The organism is Kitasatospora aureofaciens (assembly GCF_019192735.1).
GTDB lineage: Bacteria > Actinomycetota > Actinomycetes > Streptomycetales > Streptomycetaceae > Kitasatospora > Kitasatospora aureofaciens_A.
Window position 1 is genome coordinate 1 of the sequence record NZ_JAHTKP010000104.1, and the last position, 15,986, is coordinate 15,986.

Annotated in this window: 15 protein-coding genes and 2 pseudogenes; 10 read left to right on the forward strand and 7 right to left on the reverse strand. The window is 71.4% G+C overall.

The genetic code is table 11. The features are described 5' to 3' along the window. Positions 1–364, reverse strand: a 364-nt coding sequence (locus KV557_RS40030; protein WP_218206975.1) for an endo-1,4-beta-xylanase, incomplete at its 3' end; no start/stop codon positions are given. A gap of 1,044 nt (positions 365–1,408) precedes the next feature. Here KV557_RS40030 and KV557_RS40035 point away from each other — a divergent pair. The 5 genes from KV557_RS40035 to yjfF all read left to right on the forward strand — a co-directional run bounded on the left by KV557_RS40035 (position 1,409) and on the right by yjfF (position 7,390). Continuing rightward, on the forward strand, positions 1,409–2,398 hold the full coding sequence (locus tag KV557_RS40035; protein WP_218206976.1) for a LacI family DNA-binding transcriptional regulator: 990 nt from the start codon (positions 1,409–1,411) through the stop codon (positions 2,396–2,398). Between the two features lie 357 nt (positions 2,399–2,755). Then, a complete protein-coding gene (locus KV557_RS40040) occupies positions 2,756–3,739 on the forward strand; it encodes an ABC transporter substrate-binding protein (RefSeq protein WP_218206977.1) in 984 nt (327 codons plus the stop codon). 77 nt (positions 3,740–3,816) lie between these two features. Further along, positions 3,817–5,340, forward strand: a complete 1,524-nt coding sequence (locus KV557_RS40045; protein ID WP_218206978.1) for a sugar ABC transporter ATP-binding protein — start codon at positions 3,817–3,819, stop codon at positions 5,338–5,340. Then, on the forward strand, positions 5,337–6,422 hold the full coding sequence (locus KV557_RS40050) for an ABC transporter permease (RefSeq protein WP_218206979.1): 1,086 nt from the start codon (positions 5,337–5,339) through the stop codon (positions 6,420–6,422). The genes KV557_RS40045 and KV557_RS40050 overlap by 4 nt, the downstream gene beginning before the upstream one ends. After that, positions 6,419–7,390 (forward strand): galactofuranose ABC transporter, permease protein YjfF, encoded by a 972-nt coding sequence (gene yjfF, locus KV557_RS40055; protein ID WP_218206980.1) that lies wholly within the window; start codon positions 6,419–6,421, stop codon positions 7,388–7,390. Before KV557_RS40050 ends, yjfF begins: the two co-directional genes overlap by 4 nt. A 191-nt stretch (positions 7,391–7,581) precedes the next feature. Here yjfF and KV557_RS43825 read toward each other — a convergent pair whose 3' ends face one another. The 5 genes from KV557_RS43825 to KV557_RS40080 all read right to left on the reverse strand — a co-directional run bounded on the left by KV557_RS43825 (position 7,582) and on the right by KV557_RS40080 (position 10,552). Next, entirely contained in the window at positions 7,582–7,713 is a 132-nt protein-coding gene (locus KV557_RS43825) for a hypothetical protein (RefSeq protein WP_256178673.1), read from the reverse strand. A gap of 174 nt (positions 7,714–7,887) precedes the next feature. Next, complete coding sequence (locus tag KV557_RS40065) at positions 7,888–8,364, reverse strand: NUDIX domain-containing protein (protein ID WP_218206981.1); 477 nt, start codon at positions 8,362–8,364, stop codon at positions 7,888–7,890. 207 nt (positions 8,365–8,571) lie between these two features. Next, positions 8,572–9,180: an NUDIX hydrolase gene (locus tag KV557_RS44705; RefSeq protein ID WP_308130300.1), complete on the reverse strand. Its 609-nt coding sequence runs from the start codon at positions 9,178–9,180 to the stop codon at positions 8,572–8,574. Next, the gene (locus KV557_RS40075) at positions 9,177–9,581 is read right to left on the reverse strand and encodes an NUDIX domain-containing protein (protein WP_218206982.1); all 405 of its coding nucleotides are present in this window, start codon (positions 9,579–9,581) and stop codon (positions 9,177–9,179) included. Before KV557_RS40075 ends, KV557_RS44705 begins: the two co-directional genes overlap by 4 nt. Beyond that, on the reverse strand, positions 9,545–10,552 hold the full coding sequence (locus KV557_RS40080) for an NUDIX hydrolase (protein ID WP_218206983.1): 1,008 nt from the start codon (positions 10,550–10,552) through the stop codon (positions 9,545–9,547). Before KV557_RS40080 ends, KV557_RS40075 begins: the two co-directional genes overlap by 37 nt. A gap of 250 nt (positions 10,553–10,802) precedes the next feature. On the opposite strand from KV557_RS40080, the pseudogene KV557_RS40085 reads away from it, so the two are divergent. The 3 genes and pseudogenes from KV557_RS40085 to KV557_RS40095 form a co-directional block, all read left to right on the forward strand. Continuing rightward, positions 10,803–11,003 (forward strand): annotated as a pseudogene (locus KV557_RS40085) (ABC transporter ATP-binding protein); the annotation flags it as partial. 107 nt (positions 11,004–11,110) lie between these two features. After that, a complete protein-coding gene (locus tag KV557_RS40090; RefSeq protein WP_218206984.1) occupies positions 11,111–12,319 on the forward strand; it encodes a GTP-binding protein in 1,209 nt (402 codons plus the stop codon). A gap of 88 nt (positions 12,320–12,407) precedes the next feature. Continuing rightward, positions 12,408–13,631, forward strand: coding sequence for a GTP-binding protein (locus tag KV557_RS40095; RefSeq protein WP_308130301.1), 1,224 nt, complete (start codon positions 12,408–12,410; stop codon positions 13,629–13,631). Between the two features lie 6 nt (positions 13,632–13,637). Here the strand turns inward: KV557_RS40095 and KV557_RS40100 are convergent, their stop codons facing one another. Further along, the gene (locus KV557_RS40100) at positions 13,638–14,087 is read right to left on the reverse strand and encodes an Lrp/AsnC family transcriptional regulator (protein WP_218206985.1); all 450 of its coding nucleotides are present in this window, start codon (positions 14,085–14,087) and stop codon (positions 13,638–13,640) included. A gap of 177 nt (positions 14,088–14,264) precedes the next feature. Here KV557_RS40100 and aspA point away from each other — a divergent pair, with 177 nt between their 5' ends. Both aspA and KV557_RS40110 read left to right on the forward strand, forming a co-directional pair. Continuing rightward, positions 14,265–15,704 carry an aspartate ammonia-lyase gene (aspA, locus tag KV557_RS40105; protein WP_218206986.1) on the forward strand — a complete coding sequence of 480 codons (1,440 nt, stop codon included), beginning with the start codon at positions 14,265–14,267 and terminating at the stop codon, positions 15,702–15,704. Between the two features lie 35 nt (positions 15,705–15,739). Then, positions 15,740–15,986, forward strand: a pseudogene (locus KV557_RS40110) (ACT domain-containing protein); the annotation flags it as partial.

Consider the following 15,986-nt stretch of genomic DNA (forward strand, 5'->3'; position numbering starts at 1 on the left):
CGAGGGTGTGGCCGCGCATGCGCTGGCCGTGCGCGGAGGCGTGGTTGACGATCGAGTCGGCGGGGGCGAAGTTGAACGACCCGCGCGAGGGCTCGATGGTGTCCCACTTCATCTCGTTCTCCGGGGTCACCATGGTGAACTCCCGGTCGGCGATGGCGGAGTACGTCGGGTCGCCGAGCCTGCCCGAGGCCACGGCCGTACCGAAGTAGCGACCGCTGTCGGCGGCCGCCGCACCCAGCGTGGTCCCCCCGGCGGCGTGGGCCGCCGGGCTCGCGGTGGCGGCGGCCGTGACCGAGCTGGCGAGCAGGCAGGCGGCGGTCGTGAGGACCGTGCGGAGACCGGGTTTCTGCTTGAGCCATGGCATGACGGATCGTTCTCCTTGTGCGTGGGGGACTCCTGCGTACCGCTCGGGAACCGGCTGTGCGTCCTGACGCTGGTTCCGGAGCGGGCACTCGGCCGATCCGTTCCGTTCCGATCCGTGCTGATCCGGTCCGTTCCGGCCGAGCAGGGCGGGCGGTGTGCGTGCGGGGGTCGGGCCGACGGGGATCGGCCTGGCTGCGGGGCCCCGTTAACGCTCACAATCCACCGGGGGCAGACGTGCGGCTTGACCTGGCAGGTCGGTTCTGACGGGTCAGCTCTGACGGGTGGTGTCAGGGCTTCGCGCGACGGCGGGCCGTCAGGTCACACCGCAGGAGCTTGCGGGCGCGCCGGAGCACTCTCTGCGGGCGTCTCGCCAGGGGCGCTTTGTCGTACGGCTCTTGGGGGTGCGGAGAATTCACGACGGTGATCCGTCCTGCTGATGGGAGTGGGGGCATCCCTGCGGCACCGGCGGCCGTGGTGGGGTGGGTCGGCCGGACGGTGTCGCGCAGCGGTGCGGGTGGAACCGGCTTGGCATCGACACGGCCGCGCCCTCCGCCGGTCGGCGAAGACGGCCCCGGATCGATCCGGGGCCGTTGGGACGTGTCGACGGCGACAGTGTTGGCTGGGGCCCGACAAGCTGTCAACAGTTTCGACAAGCACATCGAAAGTCTCGCGACCCTCCGGTGGGCCGGGATGCCGATCAGGTGCTCGGCGGTCGGGGCACGTGCAGGAACTTGTCCGGGATCTCGCCGATTTCCGACGGTCACTCCGCAGCGCAGACCGCGATCTGCGCCGGCGAACGTGCTCGAAAGTTTCGGCGATCCCTCGGCCGCCGAGAAGAGCCCTCCGCATCGACAGGACGTGCCGCCGGCGGCCGACCGTCGGGTCCTGAGCCCGCCTCCGGGCGTATGTTAGCGCTAACATGCGCCGCGCGGCGAGGCGCGGGGCTGTGGCGCCGCCGCACGACGAGGTGGCGGACAGTCGGGATCGGGCCTGGGGGCTGCGCGTGGGAACTGAAGCGGACGGCACGGAGGCGAGACAACCCGTGATGGCGGACGTCGCGAGGCTGGCCGGCGTCTCCCACCAGACGGTGTCCCGGGTGCTCAACGGTGCCCCGCACGTGCGGCCCGGCACCCGGGCGAGGGTGCTCGCCGCGATCCGGGAGCTCGACTACCGGCCGAACTCGGCCGCCCGCGCCCTGGTCACCCGCCGCTCGCAGACCCTGGGCGTGGTCAGCTTCGACTCCACCCTGTACGGGCCCGCCTCGACGCTCGACGGCATCGAGCGCGCCGCCCGTACGGCCGGCTACTTCGTCAGCGTCGCCGGCCTGCGCTCCCTGGACAGCCGCTCGGTCCAGGAGGCCGTGGACCGGTTGCGCGACCAGGGCGTGGAGGGCGTCGCGGTGATCGCCCCGCAGATCTCGGCGGTCGGCGCGCTCGCCAAGCTCTCCAGCGCGGTACCGGTGGTCGCGGTCGGAGCCGGAAGCCGGTCCCGGTTGCCGATGGTGTCGTTCGACAACCGGGCCGGCGCCGAGGTCGCCACCCGCCATCTGCTCGACCTCGGCCACCGCACCGTGCACCACCTCGCGGGGCCCGTCGGGTGGACGGAGGGCCGCGACCGCCAGGACGGGTGGCGGCAGGCGCTGGAGGCCGGTGGCGCCCGGGTGTCGCGGATCGGCGGCGGTGACTGGAGCGCGCGTTCGGGATACGAGGCGGGCCGCCGGATCGCGCACGACCCGGAGGTCACGGCCGTGTTCTGCGCCAACGACCACATGGCCCTCGGCCTGCTGCGCGCCCTGCGCGAGGCGGGCCGTGCGGTACCGGGCGAGATCAGCGTGGTCGGCTTCGACGACATCCCCGAGGCCGCGTACTTCACCCCGCCGCTGACCACCGTCCGCCAGGACTTCGGCGAACTCGGCCGCCGCGCGCTCGAACTCCTCCTGGAGGAAATCGAGGGCGTCGACCGCCCCCGCCACCCCGTCCGGATCTCCCCGGAGACGGTCCTCCGCCGCAGCACCGGTCCCGCTCGCCGCACCTGATCCCGGCCCGCCCGGCCCGTCCGGCCTGTCCGGCCGTGCCGCCCGCTGGGCCCTGTCCGGGAGCCGTGCCCAGCAGTTGCGCAGGCACAGCGCACGCAGGGGGAAGCTCCGCACTCGACGGCGAGAGTGCCGCGGCATGCTCCTCCGGGTGGGCCAACTGCCCATGCCTCCGACGAGTTGACGGTGCTTCGGACCACCCCCGGTGACCCGGTCAAGATTGAGTAACGGGGCGCAAGAGCCTTGCCGGTGCCATTTGTGAACGCTAACAATCTGTTCCGAGCGAAACGGCGTCGATACCTCACGTTCACGTGACGGGTGCCGTTCGCGCGATCGACGATCCCGAGAGGAAGTCCCACCATGTCCAAGAAAGCTGCGGCGGCTCTGGTCGCCGGTGCGATGGTCACCGTCCTCACCGCGTGCGGTTCCGGCGGCGGTGGGGGCTCGGCCGACAAGGGGCCCGGCCACAAGCTCGTCGTGGGCTTCTCGCAGGTCGGCGCGGAGAGCGGATGGCGCACCGCGAACACCAAGTCGATCCAGGAGTCCGCGAAGAAGGCCGGCATCGAGCTGAAGTTCTCCGACGCGCAGCAGAAGCAGGAGAACCAGATCAAGGCGATCCGCTCGTTCATCCAGCAGAAGGTCGACGTGATCGCCTTCTCGCCGGTGGTGGAGTCGGGTTGGGACACCGTGCTGAAGGAGGCGAAGGACGCCAAGATCCCGGTGATCCTCACCGACCGCGCGGTGGACTCCAAGGACGACTCGCTCTACGTCTCCTTCCTCGGCTCGGACTTCGTCGAGGAGGGCAAGAAGGCCGGCGACTGGCTGGTGAAGGAGTACCAGGGCAAGTCCGACGTCGTGAACATCGTCGAACTGCAGGGCACCACCGGTTCGGCGCCGGCCAACGACCGCAAGGCGGGCTTCGGTGACGTGATCAAGGCGGACGCGAAGTTCAAGGTGGTGGCCTCGCAGACCGGCGACTTCACCCGCGCGAAGGGCAAGGAGGTCATGCAGGCCTTCCTGAAGGCCCAGCCGAAGATCGACGTGCTGTACGCGCACAACGACGACATGGCGCTCGGGGCGATCCAGGCGATCGAGGAGGCCGGCAAGAAGCCGGGCACCGACATCAAGATCATCTCGGTGGACGGGGTGAAGGACGCCTTCACCGCGATGAGCCAGGGCAAGATCAACGTCGACGTGGAGTGCAACCCGATCCTCGGCGACCAGCTGATGGACCTGGCCAAGAAGGTCAAGGCCGGCGAGCAGGTGCCGAAGCGGATCAAGACCGAGGAGGGTGTCTTCACCCAGGACCAGGCCGCCGCGGCGCTGCCCACCCGCCAGTACTGACCGGCCCGGCCGGCCCGGGGAGCGATCGGCGGATCGCTCCCCGCCGGGTCGGGTCGTACGAGGAGAGGAGAACCGGGGTGCGTCAGCAACCGGTCCTGGAAGTACGGGGGATCCGCAAGGAGTTCCCCGGGGTGGTGGCGTTGGACGGGGTCGACTTCCGGCTCTTCCCCGGCGAGGTGCACGCCCTGATGGGGGAGAACGGCGCCGGGAAGTCCACGCTGATCAAGGTGCTGACCGGGGTCTACCCGGCGGACGGCGGCGAGATGGTCCTGGCCGGGGAGCGGGTGCGGATCGCCGGACCGCTGCAGGCCCAGCAGGCGGGCATCAGCACCGTCTACCAGGAGGTGAACCTCTGCCCGAACCTGTCGGTCGCGGAGAACATCTTCATCGGCCGCGAGCCGCGCCGCCTCGGCCTGATCGCCTGGGCCGAAATGCGCCGCCGGGCCGCCGAGTTGGTGCGCACGCTGGATCTGGACATCGACGTCAGCGCGCCGCTGGACAGCTACTCCATCGCCGTCCAGCAGCTGGTCGCCATCGTCCGCGCGGTCGACGTCTCGGCCAAGGTGCTGATCCTGGACGAGCCGACCTCCAGCCTGGACCGCGACGAGGTGAGCCAACTCTTCACCGTGATGCGGCGGTTGCGCGACCAGGGGGTCGCGATCCTGTTCGTCTCGCACTTCCTCGACCAGATCTACGAGATCTGCGACCGGATGACCGTCCTGCGCAACGGCCGGCTGGAAGGCGAGTACCTGACCAGCGAGCTCAACCAGGTCGACCTGGTCTCCCGGATGATCGGCTCCGAACTCGCCGGACTCGACCAACTCGCGGGCGGCCAGCGGGGCGAGCGCTCCGCCCCGGCTGCCGGCCCGGCCTTCCTGGAGGCCGAGGGCCTGGCCCGACGGGGCGCCGTCGAGCCGTACGACCTCGCGATCCGCCCCGGCGAAGTGATCGGCCTGGCGGGCCTGTTGGGGTCCGGCCGGACCGAGGCGGCCCGACTGCTGTTCGGCGCCGACCACAAGGACGGCGGCGCCGTGCGGATCAACGGCACCGAGGCCGACCTGCGTACCCCGCGTGACGCGATCGCCCACGGCATCGCGTTCTGCTCGGAGAACCGCAAGACCGAGGGCCTGGTCGGCGAGTTGACCGTCCGCGAGAACATCGTGCTGGCGCTGCAGGCGGCCCGCGGCTGGACCCGTCCGCTGTCGCGCACCGCGCAGGACGCGTTGGCGGAGCGCTGGATCCGCACCCTCGACATCCGCCCGGGCGACTCGGAGGCGCTGGTCCGCAACCTCAGCGGCGGGAACCAGCAGAAGGTGCTGCTGGCCCGCTGGCTGATCACCGACCCCAAGCTGCTGATCCTGGACGAGCCCACCCGCGGCATCGACATCGGCGCCAAGGCCGAGATCCAGAAACTGGTCGCGGACCTCGCCGAGAAGGGCATGGCGGTGCTGTTCATCTCCGCCGAACTGGAGGAGGTGCTGCGGCTCAGCCACCGCGTCGGCGTGCTGCGCGACCGCCGGATGGTCGCCCAACTGCGCAACGACGGCGGGCTCACCCCGGAGCGCGTCCTGGCCACCATCGCGAGCGGAGCGGAACAATGACCACGGCCCTGACCACCCCATGGGCCAGGGCGGTGACCCGGTCCCGGCTGTTCTGGCCGGCCGTGGTGCTGGCCGCGCTGCTGCTCGGCAACCTCGCCTTCACCCCGGACTTCTTCGCGATCCACCTCAAGAACGGCCACCTGTACGGCAGTTCGATCGACATCCTGCACTTCGGTGCCCCGCTGATCCTGGTGTCGCTCGGCATGACCCTGGTGATCGCCACCGGCGGCATCGACCTCTCGGTCGGCTCCACCGTCGCCATCGCCGGTGCGCTGGCCTGTCAGCACATCAGCGAGGCCGCCGACCCGGCGAGCCTCGGCACGGTGTTCGGCGCGATCGGCATCGCGCTCGCGACGGCGGTGCTGCTGGGCACGGCGAACGGTGTGCTGGTGGCCCGGGTCGGGGTGCAGCCGATCATCGCGACCCTGATCCTGATGGTCGCCGGACGCGGCGTCGCCCAGCTGATCACCGACGGCCAGATCATCACGATCACCAGCGAGCCGTACAAGCTCATCGGCGGCGGCTATTGGCTGGCGATGCCGTTCGCGATCCTGCTCAGCGGGCTGGTCGCACTGCTGACGGCGCTGCTCACCCGCTCCACCGCGCTGGGCATGCTCCTGGAGTCGGTCGGCGGCAACCCGGTCGCCAGTCGGCTGGTCGGGATCCGGGCGATGCGCCTGGTCGGCCTGGTGTACGTGTTCAGCGCGCTGTGCGCGGCGGTCGCCGGACTGATGGTCTCCTCCAACGTCTCGGCGGCGGACGGCAACAACGCCGGCCTGTGGATCGAACTCGACGCCATCCTCGCGGTGGTGATCGGCGGGACCTCGCTCAACGGCGGCCGGTTCTCGATCGGCGGCACGGTCCTCGGCGCGCTGATCATCCAGACCCTCTCCACCACCGTCTACACGATCGGCATCCCGCCGGAGACCACGCTGGTGTTCAAGGCGTTCGTGGTAATCGCGGTCTGCCTGATCCAGTCGCCGAACTTCCGCGCCAAGGTCGCCAAGCGCGGCGCCGGACGCCACAGCGGAGCCCGGCCCGCTCCAGCCACCACCACCACCAACCGGGAGGTCGGCGCGTGAACGCCAACGCCCTGCTGGCCAGAGTGCGCGGACAGATCCCGCTGCTGGTCACCTCCGTCCTGCTGGTGTCGATGTTCACCGCCGGATCGGTGCAGTACGACGGATTCTTCTCCGGGCAGGTGCTGCTCAACCTGCTGATCGACAACGCCTTCCTGCTCGTGGTCGCGGTCGGCATGACCTTCGTCGTGCTGACCGGCGGCATCGACCTGTCGGTCGGCGCGGTGGTGGCACTGTCCACGATGGTCTCCGCCTGGCTGGTGGAGCAGCACGGCTGGCCGCCGCTGCTGGTCATCCCGCTGGTGCTGCTGATGGGTACGGCCGGCGGCTGGGTGATGGGGTGGGTGATCCACACCTTCGAGATCCAGCCGTTCATCGTGACGCTGGCGGGCATGTTCCTGGCCCGGGGCCTGTGCTACACGATCAGCATCGAGTCGATCTCGATCACCGACCCGTCGTACACCGCGATGGCGCAGACCCGGATCCCGCTCGGCGACCTGTTCATCTCGCCGAGCGTGCTGATCGCGCTGCTGGTGGTGGCGGCCGCGTTCGTCGTCCTGCACTACACCCGCTTCGGCCGGAACGTGTACGCGCTCGGCGGCAGCGAGCAGTCCGCCCTGCTGATGGGCCTGCCGGTGGCGCGGACCAAGACCACCGTGTACGCGATCAGCGGCTTCTGCTCGGCGCTCGGCGGCGTCCTGCTCACCTTCTACATGCTCTCCGGCTACGGCCTGCACGCGGTCGGCCTGGAACTGGACGCGATCGCCGCCGTGGTCATCGGCGGCACCCTGCTCACCGGCGGCTCCGGCTACCTGCTGGGCACCCTGCTGGGCGTGCTGGTGCTGGGCCTGATCCAGACCATCATCAGCTTCCAGGGCACCCTCAGCTCGTGGTGGACCAGGATCGTGATCGGCGGGCTGCTGTTCGTCTTCATCGTCCTGCAGCGCCTGATCACCGCCCGCCGCCGATAGCCGGAGCGGTCTTCAGCGGTCCGGGTCCGCAAGACCCGCGTCCCGGCCGGCGCTCCGCCCCGCTGGATCTCGTCCAGCGGGGCGGAGCGCTTGTGGGAATCAGCGGCCCTCTGCCCCGAGTTCAGTCCAACCCGCAGCGAGCGAGTGCCGCACGAACACGGTTGAGCCCCGCCGCTCTCCAGTGGTCTCGGTCAGGCATGGTCTTTGGCCTTCTCGGTGCTGATGGCGGCGCTCAGTCCGCTGAGTGTGCCGCTGAGGAGTTCCCGGTCGGACTCGTGGAGCGCGGGGGACTTCTCCCGGTCGTTCACCTCTGCGAGTGCCACGGCGACTCGATCGGTGAAATGCGGTGCGTCCAGATCGATCTGGCGCAGGGCGGCATGGTGTCGCAGGAGCGCGTCTGCGTACTCGGCCGGCGCGATCTCCCTGGATCATTCCGGCCCGACCCACAGCGGCGGGCGGCTCTTTCCCGGAGGGGGAGTCGCGTGGCCGGGCGCGGGTCACGGCCCGACGAGGCGCCGCTGGTCGAAGCCGTGGGTGGAGAACGCGGGCCCGCCGGCCAGGTACGCCTCCACCGCGGCCTTGGAGGTCGGGAACATCGGGCTGGGCAGGGCGTCGGTGGCGGGGTGCCAGCGCACGTCCAGGTGCTTGTCGGGTTCGGCGTTGACCAGCTCGCCGGTGAACTCGCGGGTCGCGAAGACGAACAGCAGGAATCCGCCGAGCCCGTCCCAGCCCTGCTTGGCCTGGATGGTGTGCACCAGGCGCAGGCCGGACGGCCGGGCGATGAGCCCGGATTCCTCGCGCAGCTCCCGGACGGCGGCGTCGGGGATCTCCTCTCCCGGCTCGACCTTCCCGCCGGGGATCGTCCAGGCGGGGCCCGGGCTCCAACTGCGCTGGGCGTAGTGGACGGTGGCGATCCGGTCGGTGGCCGGGTCGTGGGCGATGACGCCGACCGACAGCCTGCCCGTCTCGTGCATCAGAGGCTCCTGGCGAAGTAGGGGGAGGGTCAAAGGCGCGCACGCGGCGGCCTCATCTAGTCGTCGCGCGCGGGCAGTTGGGCGAGCCCGGTGGCGCGCATGATGCGCTCGACCGTGACGTGGAGGGTGCTGCCGCCACCGAGGGGACGTGCCCGACGACGGGCCGGGTCTGCGCGCTGCCTGCGGGCGCTGCGGCCGCCGGGCTGTTCATGCGGGCCATCCGGTGGTGGACAGGCGGTGTCCGGCGGTGATCTGTGCGAGGGCGTGCGCGGTGTAGGGCACGGTGTCGGCGGGGAGGCGGTCGAGCGGCCACCAACGCAGGTCCTCGCATTTGTGCGGCTCGGCGTTGCGGATCTGGCCGTCGTAGCGGGGGGTTCGGAAGAAGAGCTGGAGGCGGCTGCGGCCGTCGTCGGCGTCGAGGTGGTGCAGGGTGTGGACGAGCGAGAGGTCGTGCTCGGCGATGCTGATGCCGAGCTCCTCCTCGGCCTCGCGGGCCATGGAGCGGGTGACGGGTTCGCCCGGCAGCATGTGGCCGGCCGGGAGGTGCCACAGGCCGTTGGCGTAGGTGGTGTTGCGGCGGCGCCCGAGCAGCACCGTGGCCTCGTCGGCCTCGTCGGCCTCGTCGGCCTCGTCGGCCTCGTCGGCCTCGTCGGCCTCGTCGGCCTCGTCGGCCTCGTCGGCCTCGTCGGCCTCGTCGGCCTCGTCGGCCTCGTCGGCCTCGTCGAGGAGGACGAGGTGGACGCCGACGACCAGCGTCACCGGGTCCGTCCCGGGCGCGGCGGGTGCGGTACCGGCCGGGTGATCGGGGTGGTTCACGAGGTCCTCCCGGTGGGCCGGTCGGCCGCGGTGGTGAGCAGCGGCAGGTAGTGGTGCAGGTAGGGCGGGACCTTGAGGGCGGGGATCTCGTCGAGGGGGACCATGCGTACGGCCAGGCCCTCGTCGCCGAGGCGCAGGTCGCTGTCGGGGCCGTCCCAGTGGGCGCGCAGGACGCGGGTGAACGGGGAGACGAGGTCGTGCTGGGGGCCGGGGACGGGCCGTACCCGGGTGATCTCGATGCCCGCTTCCTCGCGGACCTCGCGGACGGCGGTCTCCTCGGGGGTCTCGTCGGCCTCGCGCCAGCCGCCGACCGGGGTCCAGTGGCCGGGCCAGGCGATGCCGGGCTTGTCGTCGCGGTGGTGCATCAGCAGGCGTCCGGCGGGATCGGTGACCAGGACCATGATGCCCTCGAAGTCGTCGGCGGGCTGCGGCCGTTCGAGGTAGAGGGGGTGCCGCAGCGGTGGGCGCGCAGGATCTGCAGGAGCCGCCGGTAGCGGTCCGGGTCCATGTGGGCGCGCCAGTCGTAGGCCGTCTCGAAGCGCCACTCGGTGTGCTCTGCCGGGTCGAGGCGGATGCGGGCCTGCTGCTCGGGGGTGAGGGTGCCGCCGTCGAACACGTAGCCGCAGACGGGGACGGGGTAGTCCTCGCTGCCGGCCTGCTGGTGGAGGACGGCGACGAGGCGGCGCCGGGCGACCGCCTCGGGGTTCTCGGCGGCGAGGTCGAGGCCGATCTCCTCCTTCGCCTCGCGCAGGGCGGTGGCGAAGGGGGTTTCGCCGTTCTCGACGTTGCCGCCGGGGAAGTTCCACACGTCCGGGTTGATGGTGGAGCGCATCCCGAGGGCGCGGCCCTGCGGATCGGTGACGAGGAAGCAGCCGTACGTGCTGGGGCGGGCGATGGTGGTGAGGTAGCCGCCGACCGGCCGCCACCCGGGGACGGCGAGGCGGCCGGTGAGCCACTCGATCACCGCGCGCTGCCCGTCATCGGTCTGCGGCAGCCTGCCGGGCCGGGCCCACTGGTGGGCGTCGTGCTCGGGGGAGAGGGCGACCGGGGTGCCGTCCGGTACGACGGTGGTGAAGACGAACTGCCGCACCGGCAGCCCGCGTTGACTGGTGTAGTCCAGGTGCCGTACGTAGTCGAGCGCCAGCCCGGTGAGACCGGTCTCCTCGGCCAGCTCCCGGGCCGCGCCCGCCGGGACGGGCTCGTCGTCCTCCAGGGCGCCGCCGGGGTACTCCCACAGGCCGGGCAGCACGTCGTGCGGGGCGCGGCGGATCATCAGGACCTGCCCGGAGGCGTTGCGGACCACGATGCCGACGCCGAGGTGCTCGATGCCCTTGTCGGCGGCCAGCCTGATCAGCACGTTGAAGTCGATCACTGAATGGGCTCCTCGCTGGCCTGGGCGGGTGCGGCCTGTCTGGCGGGGATGTGGGCGGACGCTGCGTGCGAGTGCGCGGGCAGGTGTCCCACCGTAGGCGCCCCGGGCGGGCCGCGTCGGCGTGTCGGCCCGGACGCCACACGATCCGGTGAACGGCACCAACTCGGCTTACCGTCAGGTCGGTTGAGGGGTCAACCGGGAGGTCGTGGTCCAGCAGGCCATCGACCGTCTGGTGACCGGCAAGACCGTCGTGGTCATCGCCCACCGGCTCTCCACCGTCGTCGGCGCCGACCAGATCCTGGTCCTCGACGCCGGCCGCATCACCCAGCGCGGCACCCACACCGAACTCCTCGCCGACCGCGACGGCCGTTACGCACGCATGTGGCAGGCGCAGTTGGCGGCGCGGGTGTGGCATCTCGGCGGGTCGGGGTCGGAGCCCACAGCCCCGTAGATGAAAACGACTTCCATTTCTGTATAGTGAAGCCATCGAACCAGCACGACCCAGGCGCGCCGACCCAGGCATGCCGGCCTGGGCCGTCGGCCCAAGGAGAAGCGCTCGTGGCCGAGCACCCCCCGCCCCCGCGTCTGCCCGTCACCGTGCTGTCCGGCTTCCTCGGCGCGGGCAAGACCACCCTGCTCAACCACCTCCTGCACAACCGCGACGGCCTGCGCGTCGCGGTCATCGTCAACGACATGAGCGAGATCAACATCGACGCGGCCCTGGTCCGCGAGGGCGGCGGCGCGCTCTCGCGCACCGAGGAGCGGCTGGTCGAGATGACCAACGGCTGCATTTGCTGCACCCTGCGCGACGACCTGCTGGAGGAGGTCGACAAGCTCGCCCGGGCCGGCCGCTTCGACTACCTGCTCATCGAGTCCAGCGGCATCTCCGAACCCATGCCGGTCGCGGCCACGTTCTCCTTCGCCCGCGACGACGGCGCCACCCTCGGCGACCTCGCCCGGCTGGACACCATGGTCACCGTCGTGGACGCCGCCAACTTCCTCCCGGAACTGCGCGCCGGCGACGAACTGGCCGAACGCGGCCTGGACCAGTACGAGGACGACGAACGGACCGTCAGCGACCTGCTCATGGACCAGGTCGAATTCGCCGACGTCATCGTCCTCAACAAGACCGACCTGATCACCCCCGAGGCGGCCGACCGGCTCTCGGCCACGCTCAGCCGCCTCAACCCGGCCGCCCGGATCGTCCGTTCGACGTTCGGACGGGTTCCGGCCGGCGAGGTGCTCGGCACCGGGCTCTTCGACGTCGCCCGCGCCCAGGAGGCGCCCGGCTGGATCGCCGAACTCAACGGCGACCACGTGCCCGAGACCGAGGAGTACGGCATCTCCAGCCTCGTCTACCGAGCCGACCGGCCCTTCCACCCCGAGCCGCTCTGGGACCTGGTCGGCCGTCGGCTCGACGGCGGCGAGTTCGGCTCGGTGCTGCGCTCCAAGGGCTTCTTCCAGTTGGCCACCCGTCCCACCGTGACCGGACTCTGGTCGCAGGCCGGCTCGGTGGCCCGCTTCGAGCCATCCGGCGTGCACGCCTCCCGGCCGCAGTCGCCGGATTCCCCGGACGAGACGGCGCGCGGCCAGGAACTGGTCTTCATCGGCACCGGGCTCCGCACGAACGAACTGTGCGCGGCTCTCGACGGCTGCCTGCTGACGGACCCCGAACTGGCTGCCGGCCCCGAGGCCTGGTCGGCCTACGACGACCAGTTCCCCGCCTGGGCAGAGTACTGCCCCACGGAACCGGCGCACGCGCACTGATGCCGGGAGACCAGCGGCTGGCTCACCCCGAGGCGCCGCAGCCCCGAGCCTTGTCGTGGGTGGTGGTCGCCGTGACAGAGGGAGTGACGTGAGCAAGGGCCTGTTGAGCGTGGTGTGCGGCAACACCCCTGGGATGCGGGGACACCTGGCGGATCTCTTGCTGCGCGGGCGGTCCGGCACGGTGGTGCTGGCGGTCTCCGTCACGGCCGACGACCGTCGGTACCCCACCGTGCAGCGGTTCGCCTCCGGCCTCGGGCCCGGCGAGCCGCCGAACCGGCCGTCCTGTCGGGCCGCCACCGGTGACCCGGCGGTGATCGTCCGTCAGGACCTGGCCGAGCTGGCCCGGCACCGGCCAGGCCGGCCGGTCGTCCTCGCGCCCAGCGGTGACCTCGATCTTCTGCCGTTCCTCGCCGACCTCTGGCACGCCCCGATCGGCGTCACACCGCTGGCCCGCCAGTACGACCTCGCGCCGGTCGCCGTGGGCATCGACCCGGCGCAGTTGCTGCGCGACCTGCGCTGCATCCACGACAGCGCCGCGATCCGCGTCGGCGACGCCGGCCGGGCGACCACCGCCGAAGCCGCCGCCCGGCTCGCCGAGGCCGCCGACGTCCTGCTCGTACCGGACGAACCGGACGAACCCGACGACGAGGGCGGCCTCGCCCGGGCCGGGCGCGCGGTCCTGGCCCACCTGAACCCGTCCGCGGCGCTCACGCCGATGCCGGTCGGGCTCGACAGTGCTGCCGCACGGGCGGCCCGGTCGGCGCTGCTCGCCCCTCTTCATCACGTCGTGGTCGCCTCGCGGCTGGCCGGGGCCTTCGAGCCGGTCGGCCTCCTGCCCCGGCAGGTCCCGGTTCTCGACGACGTGGCGTCCGTCCGGTGGCAGGCCAGACGGCCGTTCCATCCGCAGCGACTGGCCCGCGCACTGCCCACGGTGATGCGCTCGGTCGCCCGCAGCCGCGGACACCTGTGGCTGGCCAGTCGGCCCGGGTCCGTGGTGAGCTGGCGCTCGGCCGGACGTCATCTGGAGCTCCGGGAGGAGGATCGCTGGCTGGAGGAGGACACTGCCGACGCCTGGCACGCGGCCTCGCCCGAGCGTCGCACGCTCGCCGCCTGGCACTGGGACCCGTACTTCGGTGAGCGCCGCTCCGAGCTGGTCTTCGTCGGTGCCGGCCTCGACCGGGACCGCCTGTGCGCCACCTTGGACGCGGCCCTGCTCGACGACGGCGAACTCGCGGCCGGACCCGACGGCTGGCGGCACCTGACCGACCCCCTGCTCGGCGGCCCCGCCGTCCGCGGCCTCCTGGGACCCTGAGCAACCTCAGCGGTCGACCGGGAGGCCGCCCGGCTGTTTGATCGGCTTCATGATGATCTGCGAGTTGACGGCCGTGGCCCCCGGGAGGGCGGTGAGCTTCTCGGTCCAGAGCTTCTCGTAAGCCGCGAGGTCGGCGACCGCGACGCGGAGCAGACAGCCGGGGCTGCCCATCAGCCGGTACGCCTCGACCACCTCCGGGATCGTCAGCAACGCGGCCTCGAACTCCGCGACCGACCGGGTGTCGCGCTCGACCGACACGAGCACCTCGAAGCCGCGACCGACCGCAGCCGGGTTGACGACGGCCCGGTAGCCCTCGATCACGCCGTCCTGCTCCAGCTGCCGCACCCGCCGCATGCAGGGCGAGGACGTGAGGCCGACCCGGCCGGCGAGCTCCTGGATGGTCAGCCGACCGTCCTTCTGGAGCTCGCGCAAGATATCCCTGTCGATGTTGTCCATGGCGCGATTATCCACCACGCTGAGGGTCCAATTGGGCCTGAAGAAGCAATCAAATTGCGGTTGATTCGGCCTAAAGTTGCGGGTGCGGCGGCGGTGCGGTCCAAGCCCGATGCGGCGGTCCGCGCCAGTCAAACCCCCGTGGCCACCGAGCCCCGAATCCTCCTGATCGGAACCCCCATGCAGCCTGCCCCGAGCACCGTCGGCACGCCCGCGGTTCGTACCGAACACGATCTGCTCGGCGACCGGGACGTCCCGTCCACCGCCTACTACGGCGTCCACACGCTCCGGGCGGTGGAGAACTTCCCCATCACCGGTACCCCCGTCTCCACCTACCCGGAGCTGGTGACTGCGCTGGCCTGCGTCAAGCAGGCGGCCGCGCAGGCCAACCGCGACCTGGCCCTGCTCACCGACGACAAGGCGGCGGCGATCGTGGCGGCCTGCGAGGAGATCCGGGCCGGGCGCCTCCACGACCAGTTCGTCGTCGACGTGATCCAGGGCGGCGCCGGCACCTCCACCAACATGAACGCCAACGAGGTCGTCGCCAACCGGGCGCTGGAGATCCTCGGCCACGCCAAGGGGGCGTACGGGCACCTGCACCCGCTGGAGGACGTCAACTCCGGCCAGAGCACCAACGACGTCTACCCGACCGCCGTCAAGATCGCCCTGCACCTCGCCGCCCGTGAACTGTACGACGCCATGGGTGAGTTGAAGGACGCCTTCGCGGGCAAGGCGGAGGAGTTCGCGGACATCCTCAAGATGGGCCGCACCCAGCTCCAGGACGCCGTCCCCATGACGCTGGGCCAGGAGTTCACCGCCTTCGCGGTCATGCTGGAGGAGGACCGCGAGCGGCTGGCCGAGGCCTGCGAGCTGATCCAGGAGATCAACCTCGGTGGCACCGCCATCGGCACCGGCCTCAACGCCCACCCCGCCTACGCCGCCACCGCCTGCGCCCACCTGCGCGCCATCACCGGCATCCCCGTGACCGTCGCCGGCGACCTGGTCGAGGCGACCCAGGACGCGGGCGCGTTCGTCCAGCTGTCCGGCGTGCTCAAGCGGATCGCGGTCAAGCTCTCCAAGACCTGCAACGACCTGCGGCTGCTGTCCTCCGGCCCGCGCACCGGCCTCGGCGAGATCAACCTGCCCGCGGTGCAGGCGGGTTCGAGCATCATGCCGGGCAAGGTCAACCCGGTCATCCCCGAGGTGGTCAACCAGATCGCCTTCGAGGTCATCGGCAACGACCTGACCGTCACCTTCGCCGCCGAGGCCGGCCAGCTCCAGCTCAACGCCTTCGAACCGGTCATTGCCCACAGCCTGCTGAAGAGCCTGACCCACCTGCGCGCCGGCTGCCGGACCCTCGCCGAGCGCTGCGTGGCCGGCATCACCGCCAACCGCGACCACCTCGCCCACCTGGTCGGCCACTCCATCGGCCTGGTCACCGCCCTCAACCCGCACATCGGCTACGAGAACGCCACCACCATCGCCCAGGAGGCGCTGACCACCGGCGTCCCCGTCCACGACCTCGTGCTGCGCCGCGGACTGCTCACCGAGGCGCAGTTGGGCGAGATCCTCCACCCCGACAACCTCGCCCGCCCGCACGCCCACGCCGCCGCCCGCTGATACCGGCCCCGGCCCCGACAGGCAGGAGAAGGCCCGTGGCGACGGTGCCCAGTGTCTCGAACTCGATCACGGTACGGCTGGAGGTCCCGGCCCGGGGCAACGCCGTCAGTGCGATCACCACGGCCGTGGAGTCCTCCGGTGGTTCGGTGACCGGTCTCGACGTCACCGCCTCCGGCCTGGAGGCCCTGCGGATCGACGTGACCGTGGCCGCCTCCTCGGTGGCGCACGGCGAGGAGATCGTCGAGAAGCTGCGGGCGATCGACGGCGTGTCGATCGGCAAGG

Coding starts and splice junctions, on each gene's coding strand:
- KV557_RS40040 (WP_218206977.1), top strand. CDS start 2,756: ATGTCCAAGAAAGCTGCGGCGGCTCTGGTCGCCGGTGCGATGGTCACC.
- KV557_RS40035 (WP_218206976.1), top strand. CDS start 1,409: ATGGCGGACGTCGCGAGGCTGGCCGGCGTCTCCCACCAGACGGTGTCC.
- KV557_RS40100 (WP_218206985.1), bottom strand. CDS start 14,087: ATGGACAACATCGACAGGGATATCTTGCGCGAGCTCCAGAAGGACGGT.
- KV557_RS40050 (WP_218206979.1), top strand. CDS start 5,337: ATGACCACGGCCCTGACCACCCCATGGGCCAGGGCGGTGACCCGGTCC.
- KV557_RS40075 (WP_218206982.1), bottom strand. CDS start 9,581: ATGGTCCTGGTCACCGATCCCGCCGGACGCCTGCTGATGCACCACCGC.
- KV557_RS40065 (WP_218206981.1), bottom strand. CDS start 8,364: ATGCACGAGACGGGCAGGCTGTCGGTCGGCGTCATCGCCCACGACCCG.
- aspA (WP_218206986.1), top strand. CDS start 14,265: ATGCAGCCTGCCCCGAGCACCGTCGGCACGCCCGCGGTTCGTACCGAA.